This is a genomic window from Orbaceae bacterium BiB (assembly GCA_036251205.1).
In the GTDB taxonomy this organism is placed as follows: domain Bacteria; phylum Pseudomonadota; class Gammaproteobacteria; order Enterobacterales; family Orbaceae; genus Orbus; species Orbus mooreae.
On record CP133958.1, the window covers coordinates 2,297,863 to 2,319,658 of the forward strand.

General features: G+C 34.5%; 23 protein-coding genes. 8 read left to right on the forward strand and 15 right to left on the reverse strand.

The features are described from left to right. The first annotated feature begins 242 nt into the window (after positions 1-242). Both rpmB and rpmG read left to right on the forward strand, forming a co-directional pair. Complete coding sequence (gene rpmB, locus RHO11_10865; GenBank protein ID WVD60977.1) at positions 243-479, forward strand: 50S ribosomal protein L28; 237 nt, start codon at positions 243-245, stop codon at positions 477-479. Between the two features lie 22 nt (positions 480-501). Then, on the forward strand, positions 502-669 hold the full coding sequence (gene rpmG, locus RHO11_10870) for a 50S ribosomal protein L33 (protein ID WVD60978.1): 168 nt from the start codon (positions 502-504) through the stop codon (positions 667-669). 274 nt (positions 670-943) lie between these two features. On the opposite strand, the gene RHO11_10875 is transcribed toward rpmG, so the two are convergent. Continuing rightward, positions 944-1,960 carry an SPFH domain-containing protein gene (locus tag RHO11_10875; GenBank protein WVD60979.1) on the reverse strand — a complete coding sequence of 339 codons (1,017 nt, stop codon included), beginning with the start codon at positions 1,958-1,960 and terminating at the stop codon, positions 944-946. Between the two features lie 25 nt (positions 1,961-1,985). Then, a complete protein-coding gene (locus tag RHO11_10880; GenBank protein WVD60980.1) occupies positions 1,986-3,374 on the reverse strand; it encodes a hypothetical protein in 1,389 nt (462 codons plus the stop codon). 216 nt (positions 3,375-3,590) lie between these two features. Here RHO11_10880 and gpmM point away from each other — a divergent pair, with 216 nt between their 5' ends. The 3 genes from gpmM (at position 3,591) to RHO11_10895 (ending at position 7,362) form a co-directional block, all read left to right on the forward strand. After that, positions 3,591-5,138 (forward strand): 2,3-bisphosphoglycerate-independent phosphoglycerate mutase, encoded by a 1,548-nt coding sequence (gene gpmM, locus RHO11_10885; GenBank protein WVD60981.1) that lies wholly within the window; start codon positions 3,591-3,593, stop codon positions 5,136-5,138. 182 nt (positions 5,139-5,320) lie between these two features. Next, positions 5,321-6,538: a murein hydrolase activator EnvC gene (gene envC / locus RHO11_10890; GenBank protein ID WVD60982.1), complete on the forward strand. Its 1,218-nt coding sequence runs from the start codon at positions 5,321-5,323 to the stop codon at positions 6,536-6,538. Next, positions 6,523-7,362, forward strand: a complete 840-nt coding sequence (locus tag RHO11_10895; protein WVD60983.1) for a divergent polysaccharide deacetylase family protein — start codon at positions 6,523-6,525, stop codon at positions 7,360-7,362. Before envC ends, RHO11_10895 begins: the two co-directional genes overlap by 16 nt. 33 nt (positions 7,363-7,395) lie before the next feature. Here RHO11_10895 and RHO11_10900 read toward each other — a convergent pair whose 3' ends face one another. The 11 genes from RHO11_10900 to RHO11_10950 all read right to left on the reverse strand — a co-directional run bounded on the left by RHO11_10900 (position 7,396) and on the right by RHO11_10950 (position 16,034). Continuing rightward, the gene (locus tag RHO11_10900; GenBank protein WVD60984.1) at positions 7,396-8,289 is read right to left on the reverse strand and encodes an IS3 family transposase; all 894 of its coding nucleotides are present in this window, start codon (positions 8,287-8,289) and stop codon (positions 7,396-7,398) included. Continuing rightward, positions 8,238-8,744: a helix-turn-helix domain-containing protein gene (locus RHO11_10905; protein ID WVD60985.1), complete on the reverse strand. Its 507-nt coding sequence runs from the start codon at positions 8,742-8,744 to the stop codon at positions 8,238-8,240. Before RHO11_10905 ends, RHO11_10900 begins: the two co-directional genes overlap by 52 nt. A 78-nt stretch (positions 8,745-8,822) precedes the next feature. Continuing rightward, positions 8,823-9,194, reverse strand: a complete 372-nt coding sequence (locus RHO11_10910) for a DUF805 domain-containing protein (GenBank protein WVD60986.1) — start codon at positions 9,192-9,194, stop codon at positions 8,823-8,825. A 103-nt stretch (positions 9,195-9,297) separates the two neighbouring features. Next, positions 9,298-10,161: an RNase adapter RapZ gene (rapZ, locus tag RHO11_10915; protein ID WVD60987.1), complete on the reverse strand. Its 864-nt coding sequence runs from the start codon at positions 10,159-10,161 to the stop codon at positions 9,298-9,300. Between the two features lie 31 nt (positions 10,162-10,192). Next, a complete protein-coding gene (locus RHO11_10920) occupies positions 10,193-11,623 on the reverse strand; it encodes an RNA polymerase factor sigma-54 (protein ID WVD62893.1) in 1,431 nt (476 codons plus the stop codon). Further along, complete coding sequence (lptB, locus tag RHO11_10925; protein WVD60988.1) at positions 11,623-12,348, reverse strand: LPS export ABC transporter ATP-binding protein; 726 nt, start codon at positions 12,346-12,348, stop codon at positions 11,623-11,625. Before lptB ends, RHO11_10920 begins: the two co-directional genes overlap by 1 nt. A 1-nt stretch (position 12,349) precedes the next feature. After that, positions 12,350-12,898, reverse strand: coding sequence for a lipopolysaccharide transport periplasmic protein LptA (gene lptA, locus RHO11_10930; GenBank protein ID WVD60989.1), 549 nt, complete (start codon positions 12,896-12,898; stop codon positions 12,350-12,352). Positions 12,899-12,909: 11 nt separating this feature from the next. After that, positions 12,910-13,494, reverse strand: coding sequence for an LPS export ABC transporter periplasmic protein LptC (lptC, locus tag RHO11_10935; GenBank protein ID WVD60990.1), 585 nt, complete (start codon positions 13,492-13,494; stop codon positions 12,910-12,912). Positions 13,495-13,586: 92 nt separating this feature from the next. After that, positions 13,587-13,889 (reverse strand): acylphosphatase, encoded by a 303-nt coding sequence (yccX, locus tag RHO11_10940; protein ID WVD60991.1) that lies wholly within the window; start codon positions 13,887-13,889, stop codon positions 13,587-13,589. 169 nt (positions 13,890-14,058) lie between these two features. Next, entirely contained in the window at positions 14,059-15,381 is a 1,323-nt protein-coding gene (locus RHO11_10945) for an MFS transporter (GenBank protein WVD60992.1), read from the reverse strand. A 164-nt stretch (positions 15,382-15,545) separates the two neighbouring features. Then, a complete protein-coding gene (locus tag RHO11_10950) occupies positions 15,546-16,034 on the reverse strand; it encodes a DUF2628 domain-containing protein (GenBank protein WVD60993.1) in 489 nt (162 codons plus the stop codon). 210 nt (positions 16,035-16,244) lie between these two features. On the opposite strand from RHO11_10950, the gene RHO11_10955 reads away from it, so the two are divergent. Further along, positions 16,245-17,398, forward strand: a protein-coding gene (locus RHO11_10955; GenBank protein WVD60994.1) for an IS3 family transposase whose coding sequence is annotated in 2 segments (ribosomal slippage) — positions 16,245-16,491 and positions 16,491-17,398 — 1,155 coding nt in all. Because the reading frame shifts where the segments join, the coding sequence is not laid out codon by codon here. Between the two features lie 14 nt (positions 17,399-17,412). On the opposite strand, the gene RHO11_10960 is transcribed toward RHO11_10955, so the two are convergent. Further along, entirely contained in the window at positions 17,413-18,327 is a 915-nt protein-coding gene (locus RHO11_10960) for a LysR family transcriptional regulator (protein WVD60995.1), read from the reverse strand. A gap of 158 nt (positions 18,328-18,485) precedes the next feature. Between RHO11_10960 and aroG the strand changes: the two genes are divergently transcribed. Beyond that, entirely contained in the window at positions 18,486-19,544 is a 1,059-nt protein-coding gene (aroG, locus tag RHO11_10965; protein WVD60996.1) for a 3-deoxy-7-phosphoheptulonate synthase AroG, read from the forward strand. Between the two features lie 46 nt (positions 19,545-19,590). Here the strand turns inward: aroG and RHO11_10970 are convergent, their stop codons facing one another. Next, on the reverse strand, positions 19,591-20,274 hold the full coding sequence (locus RHO11_10970; GenBank protein WVD60997.1) for a S24 family peptidase: 684 nt from the start codon (positions 20,272-20,274) through the stop codon (positions 19,591-19,593). 317 nt (positions 20,275-20,591) lie between these two features. Between RHO11_10970 and RHO11_10975 the strand changes: the two genes are divergently transcribed. Further along, positions 20,592-21,773: an FAD-dependent monooxygenase gene (locus RHO11_10975; protein WVD60998.1), complete on the forward strand. Its 1,182-nt coding sequence runs from the start codon at positions 20,592-20,594 to the stop codon at positions 21,771-21,773. Positions 21,774-21,796: the final 23 nt, after the last annotated feature.

Below are 21,796 nucleotides of genomic sequence, written 5' to 3' on the forward strand. Positions count from 1 at the left end.
TCATGAAATTAAAATTATTTTTGATAATGTTGTGTTTATCAATATAATAATACTTGAGAATTTTTGGATAACAGCGTATACTTCGCTACCTTAATTATTGTGGGTATAGTATGAGTAGTTGGTCTATTGTTGTTAAGACTTATCTCAACGACCTAGTAGAAGACTAAAGCCTGACGAGGTTTATGTTCCATTGACATATTATATCCAAGGCCTAAGCACTGAAATTTCGGAGAATTATTGACATGTCACGAATCTGCCAAGTAACAGGCAAGAAACCACTAGTAGGAAACAATCGTTCACATGCGATGAATGCTACTAAACGTCGTTTTCTGCCAAATCTTCAAACTCACCGTTTTTGGGTTGAGAGTGAAAAACGTTTTGTAAAATTACGTATATCGGCTAAAGGTATGCGCACTATCGATAAAAAGGGTATTGATGCAGTTTTAGCTGAACTTCGTGCCCGTGGTGAAAAATACTAATAAGCTATAGAGGAAAATTATCATGGCTAAAGGTGTACGTGAAAAAATTAAATTAGTTTCTTCTGCTGGTACTGGTCATTTTTATACCACTAGCAAAAATAAAAGAACTATGCCTGAAAAAATGGAGATCAAAAAATATGATCCCGTTGTTCGTCAGCACGTAGTTTATAAAGAAGCTAAAATTAAATAATTTATTTTATTTAATCATTAATAAAAAACCCGGCTATTGTCGGGTTTTTTGTTATTGAGCTTACGTAAGGTTATAATTGTACAACAATATCAGTAGAGAGGATAATAAAAATTTTATCATTATCTTTGAATAACTCTGATATCGATATCTTTCTGTTCTTATATTATTTGTGAATAAAGCCGTTGATATACATAGGTAATTATAGAATAAAAGCTTGATTGCTATTCAAAAGAAGCTTTCAAATAGCAATATTGTGGTTTGAATAATAAAAGAGTTATAGCCGTTCTAAAATCTGTTTCTTTTTGGTGTCAAATTCATCTTGCGTTAAAATACCATCATCAAGTAGTGACTTTAGTTTTTTCAATTGATTAATCATTTCATCATTTGATTGTTTTTCAGACGCTGAATTTGTGGTACCATTTTTATCTAAATCGAATGATTTTGCTATTTCAAATCCTGCCCCTAGCTGCAAACCAGCTCCAGCTAAACCACCTTCATTTCTTGCTGCATCACGTAACGCTTTCAGTTTCTCATTATCAACATAACTTAAACCAACTTGTTCAGCTGCTATTGCATCAGAGCGGGAATCTGCAATTTTATTGATACGAGCGACGGTTTCATCATTAAATGAAGTTGCTTCAATACGAAAATCAGTGAGATTAATACCCAAATCATTAAATGTAGGCGCTAACACTAGCTTTGTATCACTAGAAAGGGTTGTTAACTGTGCATCAATATTTTGGTAAGAATAACGTTGGCTTGCTAGTTGAGACGTAATACCTGGAATAATTCGTGAAATCATTAATTGACGTAAATCATTTGCTGTATAAGATGCTTTGCTACCCATAATATTGGTAAAAAAGGATTGTGCATTATCTAATCGTATTGAATAACTACCATAAGCACCGAGCTCAATAGGGAATTGATAAATACTATCCATATATTTAATCGGTGTGGATGTGCCCCATTTTTGATTAACAAGCTCTGCAGTCCGAAAAAAATAGATGTGCATCTTATGTTCACTTTCAAAGCTTTGCATCATTTTTAGCAAATTAGTGATAAAAGGGTGGTTATCCGTCGCTAGCTGGTAGATTCCTTGCTCAGTCAAGACATCAATCACTTTGCCTTCATAAACTAAGATACAGCCTTGGCCTGGATTAATGAGTAACTTACTGGCATTTTTAATTTCACTCGTCGAAACAGGAAATTGAAAAAATAGTACATCAGGGGATTGATTTGTCCATTCGATAACAGTTTTTAATTGTCGTTTAAAAAAATTTCCTAAAGCCATAATATGTAACCTTTCTATTATTTTATTATTGAGTTAACACTATATTTTGCTGGATATTACCACTTTTATCGATAATTGCGTAGTTATCACATTTATTTTTAGCGATGAATTTATCTTTATAAGGCATGATTTCATTGATTTTAAATAGCTTATCCGATATTGTCCACAATACAGCCCCCGTATTAACATCAAGTTGTTGATAGTTATATCCAGAGCCAGGTGCAGCATTAATTTTGGTTTTTATAATTAAATAATCTTTATCTGAGTATAAAACACTTGGATCAAAATAGAGACGTTCTGGGGTAAGATTTTGATGTTGTATGACGTTTACAAGATTATTATAACTATATGCAGAGTCGATAAGAATATCATAAGCTGAATTATCGTCAGTATGTTTCCCTGATTCGACAAGCTTTTCACTACCTGCTTGTGACGAAAGAATAGATAGATGTGGCTTACCATCATAACTAACATACGTATATTTAATTAACTTATTATCTTCGCCATTGCGGTTAGCAAAGTCATAGGCAACATGTTCACTCGTATCATAAGGGGCTTTTTTAGGCCGATTTTTAACCATTTGAAAATCATAATCATCAAGATAGACTTCATCTATCAGTGGGTAGTAGTAAATTTTTTTCCCATCATTCGTTAATATGTGTAACGCATAGCCGGATGTTGTTTGAGATAAGCTGAAGGATGCTAATCCTGTTTGATAATCGGGATGATTATTTAATAATGATGAAGTGATATTACTGAATTTATAGTTTGTTTTATCTAATAAATAAACTTGGCTATCATTGATAACAAAATAGGTTTTTGTATCGCTAAAATCAAGGTATTCGAATTTGGTCCGACCAAAATTATCTTTAGGTAAAGCGTCGAGTGGCTGTTCATCGACTTTTTTATTAGCAACTAAATCATAAATTGTAAAAAAGGTATTATTATCTTGTGTGGCTGATTTATGATCTTCTAATGCTAAGATGTAAGGTCCTTCCTCGGTTAAAACGGTTGAACAATATCGATAATCCCTTTGATATTTTTTAGGCGCCTCAGTCGTATTCGATGAAGATAAATTGGTATTTGTTGTACCCGAAGGCAAATTATTTTGTACCTGTCTTATGACCTCGCGTGATGGTGGAGTTGGGGCTTTATCCGTAAGCATTAACTTAATCGCACCACCAACGACAATCACAATAATAGCAGAGGCAACTAATTTTAATGTCTGATTATTGCTAAAAAATTGAGTCTTTGACGTCGACTGATTTTGATGATTAACATTGATATTAATGTCATCATTATCTAAAAAATACTCAGTTTGACAGTTATCACAGCGATAATGATCTGGTTTTAACTCGGTTTTTTGTATGCTCCCACAATTTGGGCATTTGATAATTTTAATCTGTTTAGCCATTATTCCTACTCTTATTATTATTGTTTTAACTAACAATCATTTTACAATTTTTTTTTAAAAGAGTCATCGTATTATGATTTATTCAATAGCTTTATCATATTGTAAAGTTATGCTGTTATTTTTCGTTAAAAATAGTATTTGATTACCCTATCCCATAATAGGCATCTGTAGTAAAATAGTAACAATTTGATAGATTGATATAATTTAGGAGCAAATGTGAGTAATACAAATAAAACCCCAATTGTTTTAGTTATTTTAGATGGTTACGGATATCGTGAAGATCAAAAAGATAATGCTATTGCTGCTGCGCGTAAGCCAATAATGGACAGTTTGATGAAGACTCAGCCAAATACTTTGATTAATGCTTCAAGTATGGAAGTGGGTCTACCATTTGGTCAAATGGGTAACTCTGAGGTTGGACATACTAATATTGGTGCAGGTCGCGTTGTTTATCAAGATTTGACCCGAGTAACAAAAGATATCATGGATGGTGAATTTGCTAAAAATCCAGTGTTAACAAAGGCTATTGATGATACGGTAAAAAGTGGTAAAGCTATCCATATCATGGGGTTAATGTCACCAGGTGGCGTTCATTCTCATGAAGAGCATATTATGGCAATGGTTGAATTAGCTGCTGCTCGTGGTGCTAATAAAATTTACTTACATGCATTTTTAGATGGCCGCGATACTCCACCAAGAAGTGCAGAAGCAAGTTTAAAACTATTTTCTGATAAGTTTAAATCATTAGGTAAAGGCCGTATCGCCTCTTTAATCGGTCGTTACTATGCAATGGATCGAGATAATCGTTGGGATCGTGTTGAACAAGCATATAATCTTTTAACTGATGCAAAGGGGGATTTCACTTATAACTCGGCAGTTGAAGCGTTACAAGCTGCGTATGCTCGTGATGAAAATGATGAATTTGTAAAACCTTCTATTATTCAAGCAGCTGGAGAAGAAAGTTCTGCAATGCAAGATGGTGATAGTTTAATTTTTATGAACTTTAGAGCGGATCGTGCTCGTGAGATTTCTCGTGCATTTATTCATAAAGATTTTGATGGTTTCAAACGTCAACGTGTAATTAATTTTGCTCATTATGTATCACTAACTGAATATGCAACCGATATTGCTTCAGAAGTGGCTTATGCACCTGAATCATTAACGAATACGCTTGGTGAATGGTTAGCTAAAAATAATAAAACACAGTTACGTATCTCTGAAACTGAAAAATATGCGCATGTGACATTCTTCTTTAATGGAGGGCTTGAGACTCCATTTGATAATGAAGATCGTATTTTGATTAACTCACCGAAAGTAGCAACTTATGATTTACAACCAGAAATGAGTTCAGCTGAGTTAACGGATAAATTAACCGCTGCAATTGAAAGCCAAAAATATGATGTCATTATTTGTAATTATCCAAATGGTGATATGGTTGGTCATACTGGTGTTTTCGATGCCGCCGTTAAAGCTGTTGAAGCATTAGATACTTGTATCGGCCGAGTTGTTCAGTCTGTTAATAAAGTTAATGGCCAGCTACTAATCACAGCCGATCACGGTAATGCAGAAAAAATGCGTGATGATGAAACTGGACAAGCACATACTGCCCATACTAATTTACCTGTCCCACTTATTTATGTTGGACCAAAATCAGTTAAAGCGGTAGAAGGTGGTAAATTGTCTGATTTAGCGCCAACAATGCTCACGTTGATTGATATGCCGGTACCGGCTGAAATGACAGGTAAGGTATTGTTTGTTAAATAGTTTTACCTTTAGTTAATATTTGTTAAATGCCCTAATACTTAGGGCATTTTTTATATATTCTATTTGTCAGCAATAATGTAATCAGTTATAGTAAGCATACTTAGAATAAAAATTTCAAATTTCTAAATAAAACATTATATTACAATAACGCTTTTATTTGGTTAAAACTCATTATCGATAAAATGCGGCATACTTACTTTAGTTTATTATTATTAATATTGTGTGGGAATTTATTCTGTTCTTCATACAGTTATGCCGATGATCAACAGGATCTACAGTCTATTCGCCAATCTATCCTTGAGCAGGAAAAAAAGCTTACCGAACAAAAGAAACAGCGAACACAGCTTACACTAGAATTAAAAAATCAAGAAACTACGATTGCTAATCTATTATCCTCTCTAGATAAATTAGATCTATTACTTACAACGTTATCGAAAGATATTACCACACTTAGTATTCAAGTCAGTGAATTAGAAAAAAAACAACGTATCCAGCAGAGTATTTTGGCTAAACAGCTAGAAGGGGCCTTTAAATTAGGTAAGACTAGCAATATGGAGTTGGTATTTTCAGGCCAACAGAGTGCAAGGAATGAGAGAATAATCACCTACTATGGTTATATTAATAAGATGCGTCAAAATCGTATTAATGAACTAAAGTTGATTGAAAATGAGTTATATACTAAAAAGAGTATATTTGAAGAGAAACATAAAGAGCAACAAGCATTACAACTCAAACAAAAGCAGGAAAGTAACCGTTTAGTTGCTAACCAAAAAGAGCGACAAAAAACAATTATTGCCTTGGATAAGTCAATGCAACTTAACCAGCAAAAATTAGATGAGTTGAAAGAAAATGAGAATGCGTTAAAAGTTCAAATCGCCAAAGCTGAACAAGAAAATAGAAAAATAGCGGAGGATGAAGCTAAGCAAGCTGAAAAAATTAAAGTAAAACAACAAAATTATAATTATAACCCGACCAGAGATGAACGAGCCCTGATGGCTAGGGTAAGTGGAATCGGTAAACCGACTCATTCTTTAAATTGGCCGGTATCTGGGAGTGTACTATATCGATTTGGCGAGCCACAACAGGGGGAATTGCGTTGGAAAGGTATCGTGATTAAAGCCAAAGAAGGTACTAAAGTCAAAGCGATTGCTGATGGGCGGGTTATACTAGCTAGTTGGTTACAAGGTTATGGTTTTATTGTTGTTATTGAGCACGGTAAAGGTGATATGACACTTTATGGTTATAATCAACGAGTACTGGTCAATGTCGGTGATAAAATTGATGCTGGTCAAGAGATTGCTTTAGTTGGTACATCGGGTGGTCAAGGAACTGCATCACTCTATTTTGAGGTTAGACGAGATGGTAAAGCATTGGATCCAAGTGCATGGTTGATAAAATGAGACAATTAAAAGTATTATTCAATATTATATGGTGTTTGCTTATAGTCACACCCGTTGTTCAAGCTGCAAAATTAGCCGTGGTTATTGATGATTTTGGTTATCGTGAACATAATGAGAAACAGATTATTGCTCTCCCTTATCCGATTACGGTGGCAGTCTTACCTAACTCACCAAATGGAGTTAGTATTGCAACTTTAGCCCATCAACATAATAAGGATGTCATTATCCATTTACCAATGGCGCCTATCGGAAAACAACCTCTCGAAATTGATACTTTGTTTCCTTCAATGACCCAAAGTGAAATACATCGCATAATTAGTCAAGCCGTTAATAAAGTACCTTATGCTATTGGTCTTAATAATCATATGGGAAGTTTAATGACATCTGATTTGGCTGGGATGCAAAAAGTAATGAATAGTTTGTCTGACTATTCACTCTTTTTTTTAGATAGTAAAACGATAGCTAAAAGTAAAGCCATTGAAGCTGCAATCGAATATCGAGTTCCGACTGTGACAAGAGATGTATTTCTTGATGATTCCCAAGAATTATCTGCAGTAGCTCACCAATTTGATTTAGCTGTTCAATCAGCACGAAAACATGGCTCAGCAGTGGCGATAGGCCACCCTTATAATTCAACCGTTAAGGTGCTTCAGGAAAAGTTACCGTTATTACCGGATGATATTGAATTAGTTTATGTTCGCTATTTAGTTAAAGAGCCACAAAAAATTAAATTAAGCGAGTTAGTTGAACAGTATAAAATAGAAGCTGAGCAAGGCATATTTGAGTATATGATTATTACTGAGTCAAATAAAAAACCGGATTAATATGAAGTGACCCCATAAAGTTGGACACTTTAGTTAAGTAGCTCGTAAGGCTTGGTTTCGGTATGCTACCGGAGTCAGGCCTTTTAATTTAACTTTAATCCGTTTCGTGTTGTAGTATTCTATATATTCTTCTATTTTTTCAATCAATTCATCCGCATCTTTAAAATGTTGCCCATGATACATTTCTGATTTTAATAGTCCAAAAAAGTTTTCAGCAACAGCATTATCTAAGCAATTCCCTTTTCTTGACATACCTTGCTTTATACCATTATCAGCAAGTTGCTTCTGATAAATAGGATTTCTATATTGCCAGCCCTGGTCACTATGTAGCAAGGGGTTTTGTTTGTTTTTTAATCGTGATATCCCTTTTTTAAGCATATCGGTGACTAAAGTCAAACGTGCATTCTTAGCCACACTATAAGCAATCACCTCTTGGTTGTATAAATCAATAATGGGCGATAGATAAATTTTCTGTTCATTGACTTTAAATTCAGTGACATCGGTTACCCATTTTTTATTCGGTTTTGACACTTTAAATTTTCTCTTAAGACGATTGGGTGCCGTTTTACCCATCTCGCCACGATAAGAGCGATATTTTTTGGGTCTTACTGTTGATTTAAGATTAAGCTCCCTCATTAATCGCTGTACCGTTTTATGATTGAGCCTGCTCCCCTCATTGATTAAAGATAAATGAATTCGGCGATAACCATAACGCCCTTTATGTTCATGGTAAATCGCTTCAATACGCTTTAATTCCTTCTCATAAGGCGATGGCTTTTTCAGCCTATTAACATGATAATAAAATACACTTTTTGCTAGCTGTATTACTGACAGCAAATGTTTTAAGGGATATTGAGATTTAAGCGCTAAAACAACTAACGTTTTTTCTTTGTTTGTTGTCGTTTCGTTTGTCTTAGCTCCTCCCACTTTTTTAGAACAGCGTTTTCCGCTTGTAAATAAGCTATCTCTTCTTTTAATTCTTCAACTGTTTTTTCATCATTACAATGAGTCGATACAATACGTGATGGTTTCATGGATGGTTTTCCTCTAGATTGATACTCAAGCCCGCTGAATCCTTTTTCACGATATCTATCAAGCCAAACGAATAAAAGCCCAGGAGAGGCTAAATTAAGCATAGCACTGGTGTGCCCGAGAGACCAATCATTTGTCCACATTAATTTTAGGGCCTGTAATCTGGCTTGTGCGTGACGTAAATGGGCTGTTGATTGAAAGGATTTATCACCATGAATCGCCACTACCTGCGACCAATACCTTATTTGGCGAGAAGAAATAGCATACCTTTTTGAAAGTGTTTCGGACGATTCTCCTGCTAAGAATTCATTAGCAATGATAATTTTTAAATCTCGACTGTATTTTGACATAAAAAGACCCCCTGTAATTGGTTGTCCAACTATTGGGGGGTCACTTCAAATATCCGGTTTTTTAATAATCAAGTTTGCTTAGTAGCAGATTGGGTTTAGACCGTATTGGTTATCCATCGGCATTGATTCCATACACATGAAAACAAGCAACACAATCCCACCAAATGGAATAAGACAAATCAAAATCCACCAACCTGATTTTCCTGTATCATGTAAGCGTCTTACTGTTACAGCAAGATTTGGAATAAATACCGCTAATACATAGATAAAATACACAAATCCCATAATCGAACCTAATGTTTCACTGATTGAAGATAAGATTCCTGCTAGTATTAGAATTGCGATAATAAAAATCACATTAAATAGGGTAAACATCCAGTACTCTTGGCGGCGAGCACGACCGTTAAAGTTTGCATAGTTGTCTTTAATACACTTAAGATACCAATTCATTTCTTATTCCTTTTTGTTTTAATCTATTTTTATTTATAGGCCAAAATTCCTACGGGGCATATTATAATGAAAAAAAAACTAAAAAGAAGTCATATTGCATTTTTTACTTTTTCTCATGTAAACCTTTCTCTAAACTTCGGTGACGAATTTGTACCTGCCTACCATGAGAGTTAAATAGTGCAGCTAGTTTCTCTACTATATATACTGAACGATGTTGCCCACCAGTACAACCAATAGAAATTGTTAGATAGCTTCGATTATTTTTTTGTAATAGGGGTAACCATTGCTGCATATAATTTGCAGTTTGATAGATAAAATTGTTAACTTCCCAATGTTTAGCTAAGTATTCTTGAACGGGTTTATCTAATCCTGTTAATGGGCGTAAACTCGGGTCCCAATGGGGATTTGGTAGAAATCTCACATCGAAGACAAAGTCAGATTCAGACGGTAAGCCGTATTTGAAACCAAAGGATTCAAATACTACGGTTAGTTCACGCTCTTTTTTACCCAAAATACGTTGTCTTAGAATGTCGGATAATTCATGTACTGATAAATTATCTGTATTAATAATAAGATCAGCTCGATCACGTAGTGGCTCTAAATATTGTCCTTCTAAATTAATCGCCTCTTCTAGTGAACATCCTTGAATAGATAATGGATGATTACGTCGTGTTTCGCTATAACGGCGGATTAACGTATTACTACTACTATCAAGAAATAGTACTTGTGGTGTAATTGATGATGGTAGTTGTTGAAGAATTTCACCTAATTGTGTAAAACTTGCTGGTAAGTTTCTTATATCAACACTCACCGCAACGGGGGTCTTACTATCTTCTAGTGCTTTAGCTAACTCAGGTAGTAGTACAATGGGGATATTATCCACACAATAAAACCCCATATCCTCTAGGGCTCTAAGGGCGATGGACTTACCAGAACCTGAACGACCACTGACTATCATTAACAGCATAATTAAGATCCTTTAATTTATCAAATAGGTACTATTTTAGCTGCTTACGCAAGCTTGATGGCGGAATTGATAATGACTCTCGGTATTTTGCAACCGTTCTTCTGGCTACTATAATACCTTGTGCTTCCAGCATACTCGTTATTTTACTATCACTTAATGGTTTTTGCCCATTTTCATGATTAATTAATTTTTTGATCATAGCGCGAATTGCTGTTGATGAAGCTTCTCCACCAGATTCAGTATTGAGATGACTAGAGAAAAAATATTTTAATTCAAAAATACCACGCGGACATTGTAGATATTTTAAAGTAGTAACACGTGACACCGTTGATTCATGCATATTAATTGCATTTGCGACATCTGATAATATCATCGGTTTCATATACTCTTCACCATATTCAAAAAAGTTTTGTTGACGCTCAACAATAAATTGACTGACTTTAGTCAGCGTATCATTACGATTTTCAATACTTTTTATTAGCCAATTTGCATCTTGTAATGCTTGACGGATATATTGTCCATCACTGGCACTGGTGGTTTTTTCCATGGCAGCATAGTGTTGATTTATTTTTAGACGCGGAATCGCTTCATTATTAATAACGACATGCCATTTTGAACCTATTTTTTTTACTAATACATCTGGAATAATGTATTCAGGTGATGTTGTATTGATAGAGTCACCAGGAAATGGGTGAAGTTGTTGAATGATACTAACTGCTTGTTTCAATTGTTCATGATTAATGCCAAGGTTTTTTGCTAAAGATTTAAAGTCTTTTTGACCGAGTAATTCTAAATGATGCTCAATAATTGTTTTAGCTAATTTAATATCATGTGTTACTGGGAGCATCTGATTAATTTGGATGGTCAAGCACTCTTGCAATGTTCTCGCACCAATTCCGATAGGATCAAAATGTTGAATCCGCTTTAATACAGCTTCAACTTCATCTAACTCAACGTCATCATTACCTTGTTCTTCTAAAATATCTTGTAGAGGCTCTATTAAATACCCTCTATCATCAATCGATTGGATAAGTGAAATCGCAATCGTACGATCTTTTTCGCTAAAAGGCGTCAAATTAAGTTGCCACATTAAATACTCATTTAGCGTTTGGTGTGTTTCACCTTGATAAACGGGTAATTCATCATTACGGTAATCTGAAAGAGTACCAGAAGGGGTTCCTGCTGTATAAATATCGTCTAAAGATACATCAATAGGAATATCGTCAGAGATATCGCGATTTTCCATCATTTCTCGAGTATCGATGTTATCTGATTCAGATAATGCATCAACATTTACTTCATCATAATCGCCATCAACTTCTAGTAATGGATTATTTTCTAATGCGGTTTGAATTTCTTGACATAATTCTAGTGTCGATAATTGCAGCAAACGAATGGCTTGCTGCAATTGTGGGGTCATTGTAAGCTGTTGTGAAATATTTAATTGCAGGTTTGGTTTTATCATAACCTAAATTCTTCACCTAAATAGACTCGTTTTACATGCTCATCATTTAGGATAGTATTTGGGCTACCTTCTGCAATTAAGTGCCCTTTACTTACTATATAGGCCCGCTCACAAACATCTAGTGTTTCTCGTACATTATGATCTGTGATTAATACTCCTAAACCACGATCGCGTAACGCTCGAATGATATTTTTTATATCAATAACCGAAATAGGATCAACTCCTGCAAAAGGTTCATCGAGTAAAATAAATTTAGGATCTGCGGCGAGAGCTCGAGCGATTTCAACTCGGCGCCGTTCTCCACCAGATAGCGCTTGTCCCATACTATTGCGAATATGCGCAATATGAAATTCATCAAGTAGAGCTTCTGCTTTTGTTATTCGTTCTTCCTTGGTTAAGGATTTACGCGTTTCAAGAATCGCCATAATATTATCAAACACAGATAAACGTCTAAATATTGACGCTTCTTGTGGTAGATAGCCAATCCCAATTTGAGAACGTTCGTGTAGTGGTAGTACACTTATATCTTGATCATCAAGATAAATACTTCCCGCATTTAGCGGAACGATACCGACCACCATATAAAATGTAGTTGTTTTACCGGCACCATTTGGCCCTAGTAAGCCGACTATCTCACCTGAGTTTACGGTTAAACTTACATTTTCAACTACGCGACGATCTTTATATACTTTCGCGAGATTTATCGCTTTTAATATTGCCATATTATCGTTTTATCTCTTGTACTTGATTTGGAATAATCGTTGTTTTAACTCTATTCCCTTTATTTGATTGTGCAAGAATTTGTTGCTGATTTACGTTATAGATAATTGTATCACTAACGATATGGTTATCTTGTTGTACTAATTCTGCTTTACCCGTCATTGTGACAGTATTTTGTTTTACTTGGTATGTTAATTGTTGAGCATGTCCAGTAATTGTTTTGTTTTTATCCTGATCATCAGTTTGTTTAAAATAGACTGGATTACCATTAGCCGTTATCGTTTGGCTATCTTTACTATCCATATTCGTAATTGTTACTGTATTGGCTTTTATCTCTAAGCCATCTTGGAGGATAATGACATTTCCTGTAAAGGTGATGGTATTATTTTTTAAATCAATTTGCTGATTATCCGCATCAATCGAGATCGGTTTGTTATTAATTGTAGCACTAGGCGTTGTTTTCGCCATCGCGACTGGCGCAAGTAAACTAAGTAGCAAACTAACTAATACATAGCTGATTTTTTTTGAAATAGATGGAACACAGTAGCTCATTAATATTATCCTTAGTTAGTTGGACTATCCGCTTGAATATTGGGTGTATTATAATAAGTTTTTACATTTTCTAATATATCGGCAGTTTTACTACGTAAATTACCGAGTAAGCCAATCCCTGTTGATGTAAAGTTTGTACCTTCAATAGTAACTGCATCTTCTGAAGTAACGACTTGAGTTTTCAAGTTGACTTTAGCATGCTCTGTAATAATTTTTTTCAACTGCGAATCAGGTAATTCATTTTGTAAAATAACATTATTATTAAGGTACAAAAGTTTATCACGAGTTAATGTGGCATCATTAGCCAAAATATGCCACGTTCTCGCAATATCGTGATTATATAATGTAATATCAGGTGATTGAAATAAGGTATTACCCGTATCTTCAAAATATTGTACTTTGTTTGCGATGATTTTGTAACTTAGATTGCCTAAAGGGTCGTAGATAGTTGTTTCCATGCGATCACTTTGGTAAAGTGGTTGAGTCGATAAATCGATGGTTTCGACAACATCTGATGAAGCCTCTTCTCGTTGATAATAATAAATAGCAACAATAAAAATAATGAGTAGAATATAAATTATGCTTTTTTTATTCATTGATAGTATCTGTTTACCTTTATTGTGAGTTACTGGTAAGGGTCTTCCCTTATTACTTCGCTTCCAACTATTTTACGCTAATTTTGACTAAATTAATATCTCACATTAAAGGTCTTATAGTCTTCATTTGGAATAAAATCATTTACATCGTAATTTTGAATTTGAGCAGAGCGAGGCCCACCTGAATCTAACCAATCAATGAGCATTGTTATATGAGTTCGGGAACCACAAGCGACAATTTCCACTTGGTCATTAGGTAAATTTTTAACATAACCTACTAATTTTAGTTTTTGTGCTTCTTTATACGTGAAAAATCGAAAGCCAACACCTTGAACCAAACCAATAACGTGAATTATAACACTACACTCATAATGACTTGATATTCGCTCTTGCATATAGCTAATCCTATAATTGGGATCACTATTTAATAATAGTGATCTATTCGTGATAGGTCTTTATATCGCATATTAAATATAGTATATCAATGTGGTTTACATCTCTTTTTTATTTAACTCAATTGCTTACTCGATTATTAATCAATAGATTGTCGATAATATATCTCTCTTATTGAATATCTTTTGCAAAATAGTTATTTTTTTGCCTAAGCAATATCACACCAATTAAAGCTCCTAATAGAAAAAGAGAGACTACATAAAAAGCGGGAGCTAATTTACTAAAGAAATTGGTAAAAATGGATAATAACAACGGTGTTAATCCACCGGCCAGAGCATAAGCCATATTAAATGAGAATGATACGCCACTATAACGAATTTCGGTAGGGAACACTTTTACCATAAAAAAGGCAAAGCAGCCGACGACCCCAACTCCAAAACCAGCTAAAGGATAGGTATAAAATAGTAGAGAAGGGTATTGCCCAAGGGAAAAATAGAAACAAGCGATCGTAATTGCAGCAAAGAGACTACCAATAATTAATACTTTATCTAACGAAAATTTATCTACTAATAATCCATATACTGTGCAGCTGATAATTAATCCAATGATAGCCAAGATGTTTGCCTGTAGAGCTTGCATTGCACTAAAATTGAACTGTTCTTGTAAATAAATTGGGGCGATCAAAATAACGACCATAATTCCAGCAGATAGGATCCATGTTAATAACATTGATAAAATTGTTTGTGGTAAATAATTGATTAATACCGTTAATACAGGTGGACGTTTTACAGTCTTTTCTTTCGATTTGCGTTGTTGCATCTCGATGAAAATTGGCGTTTCTTTTAACCATCGACGTAGGTACATTGATAAAAAACCAAATAATCCACCGATAATAAATGGAATTCGCCAACCCCATGTATTCATTAATTCACCGACAAATAGGCCATGAATTAATGTAGAAATAAGCGAGCCAAGTAGAATACCTAAACTAAGCCCACTGGTTAAAACCCCACAAGCAACTCCGATACGATTTTTCGGTACATGCTCAGCCACAAATGTCCAAGCGCCAGGCACTTCACCGCCAACGGCCAATCCCTGACATAATCTCATTAATAGTAATAAAATTGGTGCGGCATAATGGAGGGTTTCATAAGTCGGCAGACAACCAATTAAAAATGTAGGTAATGACATTAACAGAATACTTAATGTAAACATTCTTTTTCTGCCGAATAGGTCACCAAAATGAGCCATGACAATTCCACCAAAAGGGCGAATTAGGTAACCAGCAGCAAATATACCAAAAGTCTGAACCTGACTTAACCAACTTGGCATATCAGGTGGAAAGAATAGTTTGCCAATGGTTAAAGAAAAGAAAACAAAGATGATAAAATCATAAAACTCTAACGCTCCACCCAGTGAGGCGAGTGCTAGAGTTTTATAATCTTGTTTGCAAAGCGTTTTGTTATCTGTCTTATCAAATTTGGGTGATCCCATATACTAACCTATAGTTTATTTTTATATTGATGAAATTAGGGTTGGAATATATATATTACTTTCAATTAATCGAGTGCTATCTATTTAGATGTAAATATTTTTTCAATAACTTAGAAAAATAAATCGCTGCAATTGCAGCGATTTAATTAGTAAACGTTTAATCATTAAACAACAATATTACTACTACCGTTGTTTTGATTAATGTCGTTATGACTATTATTGGCTGGAGCTTCTTTATTATTTTCTTCTGCTTTTCTCGCTTCTAATATTGCCATATCAGGATTTGCTGCAAAAACAGTGCACTGTAGTGTATAGCCTTTACTTAATAGATTTTTTTCTCTGAAATCATTTCCTTTTACGCCAATAACGATGGCAATAACAAGAGAGATAACAGTCGACATATTATCCCAAATTTCAAAGGTAGACATTGCTTGTTGTAATTCATAGTAATTATTATAATTACTCGGATCTGGTAAAAGTGCATAACTTATTATACCAAATACGATCATAACCAGTACTAAAGCACCAGCAACTGTCCATAATTTTTTTATTAATGCCCAAATGATTCCGAAGAAAAATCCTGGCCATGACCATCCTTGTTTTACCGCTTCAATTCTACCATCTTGATGTTTAAAAATTTTATAGTTTTTCATAATTTTAATGATTTTTTGTTGATGAAGTGCGTACTATTGTATATTAAATTTTTTATAAAAAACAACATATATTTATTTTTAATAAGTATAAAATAGTTATTAAAAATATGATTATCATTCAATGAACTATTGTGTTAACTCTGATCCTCGCCAAAAAAATAGACAAATGTCACCTCTATGATATAAATAAAAATCATAGGAGAACATATCATGGTCAAAAAATTCAGTACTGAGTTCAAACAACAATCAGTTGATTATGCCTTATCGAATGCTCATCTTTCGCTAGCCGATATTGCAAATCACCTTGGCATTGGTCAATCAACCCTTGATAGATGGGTAAGGCAAATCAATCCAGGTAAAACCAGTAAACGCGAGTTAACGGCTGAGCAGCAAAAAATTATCGCTCTAGAAAAAGAAAATAAAGAACTGAAAATGGCGAATGAAATCCTAAAAAAGGCGCATGTGTACTTCATCAACCATCCAAGTCGGTGAAGTACAAGTATATGAAACTGTATTTATCGTCGTATCCGGTACGTTTAACCTGTTGCCTATTAAACGTCAGCGTGCCCGGTTATTACGCTTGGTTAAAACGCACACCGAAATCACAGCCGCTGATTGATAACGTCAAGGCACTCTATTGGCGGCATAAAGCGCGTTTGGGTGCACCAAGCTTAGTACACGATATCCGAGATGAGGGCTATGATGTCTCAGAAAGAACAGTAAGTCGAGTATTACAAAAATTAGGCTTACGAAGTAAAGTCGCCCGTAAATTTAACTATCTAGCAGCGCCAAGCCTATCTCATGATGTAGCGCCAAATACATTAGATAGACAGTTTAATCCTGATAAACCGAATCGTGTTTGGGTGACCGATATCACGTATATCAAAACCGGTGAAGGCTGGCTATACCTTTGTGTGATTATTGATTTATTCGGGCGAAAAGTGATTGGACGACAAACGAGCTCGCGGATTGATAGGCACTTAGTCTGTAACACACTCAAAAATGCCTTATTCCGTCGTCAGTTTCCAAAGGGTGTATTACTTCACAGCGACCGAGGAAGCCAATATTGCAGTGCTGATTTTAAGCGATTATTGTTACAGTATGGACTTAGTCAAAGTATGAGTCGAGCAGGCAATTGTTGGGATAATGCGGTAGCTGAAAGTTTTTTTCATACATTAAAAACGCACATTATTCATGGTTGTGATTACAAAACTCGGGAGGATGCGAATAAAGCCCTATTTGAATATATTGAAATCTATTATAATCGTGTTCGTCGTCATTCAACTAATGGTTGGATATCGCCTCAGCAATATGAAAATCAGTATTATCTAAATAACACATTTATAGAGGCGAGCACTGTCTAATATTTTGGCGAGGATCACTCAAAGCCATATTCAGCAATTAATTTCTTCAATTCATCAATATATTTCTGTGCTGATTGACTGAGTTGCACTTTTTGTGAGGTTATCCAGCCAACTAAAATTTTTTCATCAGTCCGTAATGGAATTGATGCAATATCAGAACCATTTAAATCACTACTCAAGACACCGGTACTGATTGTATAACCATTTAATCCATGTAATAGATTAAATAACGTAGCCCTATCACTGACATGAATACTTTTTTTATGGTACACCGTACTTAATATCTCTTCAGAAAAATAAAACGAATTATGCTCACCTTGTTCAAAGGAGAGATATGGATAGTCTTCAAGTTCTTCTAATTGAATAATTTTTTTCTTTGCCAGTGGATGCTGGGTACTGATAAATACATGAGGATCTGCTTCAAATAGAGGCGAAAATGTTAAATTATGTTCTTTTAAAAATCGCATAATTACTTTTTGGTTAAAATCATTCAAATACAAAATCCCCACTTCGCTACGTAAGTTCGCAACATCGGTGATGATATCGTGAGTCCGTGTTTCCCTTAAGGTAAATTCATACTCTGCAGTATGATTTTTTTTTATAAGATTCACAAATGCATTGACGGCAAATGCGTAGTGCTGCGTTGATATACAGCATAACTGTTTAGCTGGAATTTTTTTATTATAGTGTAATTCTAATAATTCGGTTTGATCTAGGATCTGTTTTGCATAACCAAGGAATTCAACGCCTTCCGTAGTTAAAGAGACCCCTTTCGTTGTGCGAATAAAAATTTCAATATTGAACTCTTCTTCGAGTTCTTTTATCGCAGTTGAAAGACTTGGCTGAGTAATATAAAGTTTTTTTGCTGCTTCATTCATTGAACCGCTGCGTGCGACTTCAACAATATAACGAAGTTGATTCAATTTCATTAAAAATTCTCTAAGATAATCCTATGCCTACTTTAATATAGTCAGTCTATTTTGAACAGTTTAAAATTGTTTATTCATTTATTCGCTCGAATTTATGCAATTTTAACGTGATTAAGTATATACTAGTCGGGATTAATTTAAGTTATTTAGGTATTAAAATGAATTATAAAAATGATGATGTACGTATTTCTGATATACGTGAGCTTTTACCCCCTATTGCATTACTTGAGCGTTTTCCCGCTACAGAGCAAGTCGCAGATTTAGTCTTTGATGCAAGACAAAAAATCCATCAAATATTGACTCACAGAGATGATCGTTTATTAGTTGTTATTGGTCCCTGTTCAATTCATGATGTTAAGGCTGCTTTAGAATATGCTAACCGTTTAAAAGAAATTCGAGCTCAGTATCAAGATGAATTAGAAATCGTGATGCGAGTCTATTTTGAAAAACCACGAACGACTGTTGGTTGGAAAGGTTTAATTAATGACCCATTTATTAATCATACCTTTGATATTAATGAAGGTTTACGAATTGCAAGAAAACTCTTAGTTGATATTAATCAACTAGGTATTCCAACAGCAGGGGAGTTTTTAGATATGATTTCTCCTCAATATTTAGCTGATCTCATGAGTTGGGGAGCGATTGGTGCAAGAACGACAGAATCTCAAGTTCATCGTGAGCTATCTTCAGGTTTATCATGCCCTGTAGGTTTTAAAAATGGTACTGATGGGACGATGAAAGTAGCAATTGATGCAATCAATGCTGCTAGCGCGCCTCACTGTTTCTTGTCAGTGACCAAATTTGGTCATTCTGCGATTGTTTCAACGACGGGAAATCCAGATTGTCATATTATTTTACGAGGCGGCAAAGAACCTAACTACAGTGAAAAGCATGTGGCTATGGTTAAAGGCGATTTAGAAAAAGCAAATTTACCGCTTAATATTATGATTGATTTTAGCCATGCGAACAGTTGTAAACAATTCAAACAACAGCTAACCGTTGGTCAAGATGTTGCACATCAAGTTGCGAATGGTGAAAAAGCCATTATTGGTGTAATGATTGAAAGTCATTTAGTTGAAGGAGCTCAAAATCCAGAGACTACTGATAAATTAGTATATGGACAGAGTATAACTGATGCTTGTATCGGCTGGGATGACTCGGTAAAATTATTGGCTCAGCTTGCTGAGGCGGTAAAAACACGCCGTAACCATAAGTAAGAATAATAGAAAAAAGGTGCGTTAATCGCACCTTTATTTATATTCATTAATATAAATCTTTAATAATTTGTATCACATTACCAATTAATTTATATTGTTTAAAGTCTTTACGTGGTACTGAAATTGTTGCTTTCGGATCGCTATTACACAGTAATTCCCAACCATCTAGTGCCAAACGCATCCGTCTAACTAATGTCATATCTTTGTACTCTATTAAATAGATAGCGCCGTCAACAACTTCCCCGAGTTCAGTATTGATAATTAATCCATTATTATTTTTGATCTCAGGAGACATCAAATCTCCTTTTGCCCAATAAAGAATTAATTTTTTAACATCAAGCCCTCTATATCCAATCCAGCCATCAAGTACTGGATAATTCATGGCAGGTGGTGTACCACGGACATATTTTTGAGTTCTTGCTTCTTCAATTGTTGGCATTTGTTTGCTATAAACAGGGATTCGATGAATATATTCGTTGTATACTTCATTATTTTCAGTATCACTAATATCTTCCAGTTTATGCCCTGTTGCTAACCAGCAATAAGATACATGACAGCTTTCAGCGATAGTCGCCAAACGACTTAATGAAGGGTAAGTTTTTCCAGATAAATAATCTCGAATAACTGTTTCAGACATATTACATTTTTTAGCAAATACCGATACAGAGTCACCTTGCATGATCTCTGTCAAACGATTTTTGAATGTTTGCACACTTTTATTTATTATCACACGTATTTCTCTATTCTTTAGATAAAACTTTGGATTTTATCGGTTTAAATTACTATTTATAATAAAAATCTTATTTTGTATTTTAAATATATGCTGATTATAGCAAATCTAATAATTAATTCTATTTTTTTATTTATAATTTACGTTTTTATTGTTGATTTTTTTTTAAATAATTGTCAGATATTGAAGAATTATAGAAATATTGTCGTTTTGAATTTTACGAGCTATTTGATTAGTTGTTTTCGGCAGTAATATTTATTAGAGTTAAATTATGGTATGCTGTTTTGAGGAAAAAACCTATAGTAGTTGAGGGTGTTGTGAAAGATTTTGATGTAGTTATTGTTGGCGGTGGGTTAGTGGGGTTAGCAACTGCTTGCTCTTTATCTAATAGTACAATGAATATTGCGATTATTGACTCTAAAGATAATATTTATCAACAGATGGGTGATAATGATATCTCAATAAGGGCATCGGCAATTAATTTAGCGAGTAAACATTATTTTGAGCAAATTGGTATTTGGAATCAGCTTGAAACAAGTAAGCGTGTTTTATCTTTTGATACCATTGATGTTTTTGAAAAACAAGGTAAGGCAAGATTACAAGCGGACAGTAATCATTATCAATATCCGAATCTAGGCTATATTATTGAAAATCAGCTTATGCTCAATCAGCTTTATATTCGGGCACAAGAACAGTCAAATATTAACTTTTTACATCATAATGTTGATGAGCTATTTTTTAGTTCTGATAGGGGATTTATTCATCTAGATAATGGGCAAAAAATTTCAGCTAAGTTGATTATTGCGGCTGATGGTGCAAATTCGTCTATTCGTCAAAAACAGCAAATTAAAGTAATACAGCGTCCTTACCGTCATCAAGCCATTATTGCGACAGTAAAAACATCACATCCTCATCAATCATGTGCCAGACAAATTTTTTATGCCGGTGGTATTATTGCTTTTCTACCTTTATGGAAATCTGACTTGAGCTGTTTAGTATGGTCTGCCACGCCAGAACAAGCCGAATATTTACGATCCATTGACTTTGAATCATTTTCTCAACAGTTAACCGAAATGAGTGAATATTGTCTTGGCTCTTGTCAGGTGATCAGTGAAAGATTAGTTTTCCCACTTACTGCGCGTTATTGTCCACAACCAGTAAAAGATCGTTTAGTTTTAATCGGTGATGCCGCTCATACTATCCACCCTTTAGCAGGACAAGGGGTAAATTTAGGACTTGCAGATTCAAAACAGTTAACACAAATTGTTTGTCAGAATTATTTAGCAGGTAAAGATTTTGGATCAAAACAGCTATTTTCTCGTTATCAATTAGATCGTAGTAAAGATGCGATTAAGATGCTAAGTGGTATGCAGATTATTCAAGATATGTTTGATGGTGCTTCACCGATAAAAAAAGGGATAAGAGGTCTTGGTATGAATATGATTAACTCCACTCCATTGATTAAAAAATATTTAATTAAGCATGCCCTTGGTTTATGATTTTCACTAGAATAATACATTAC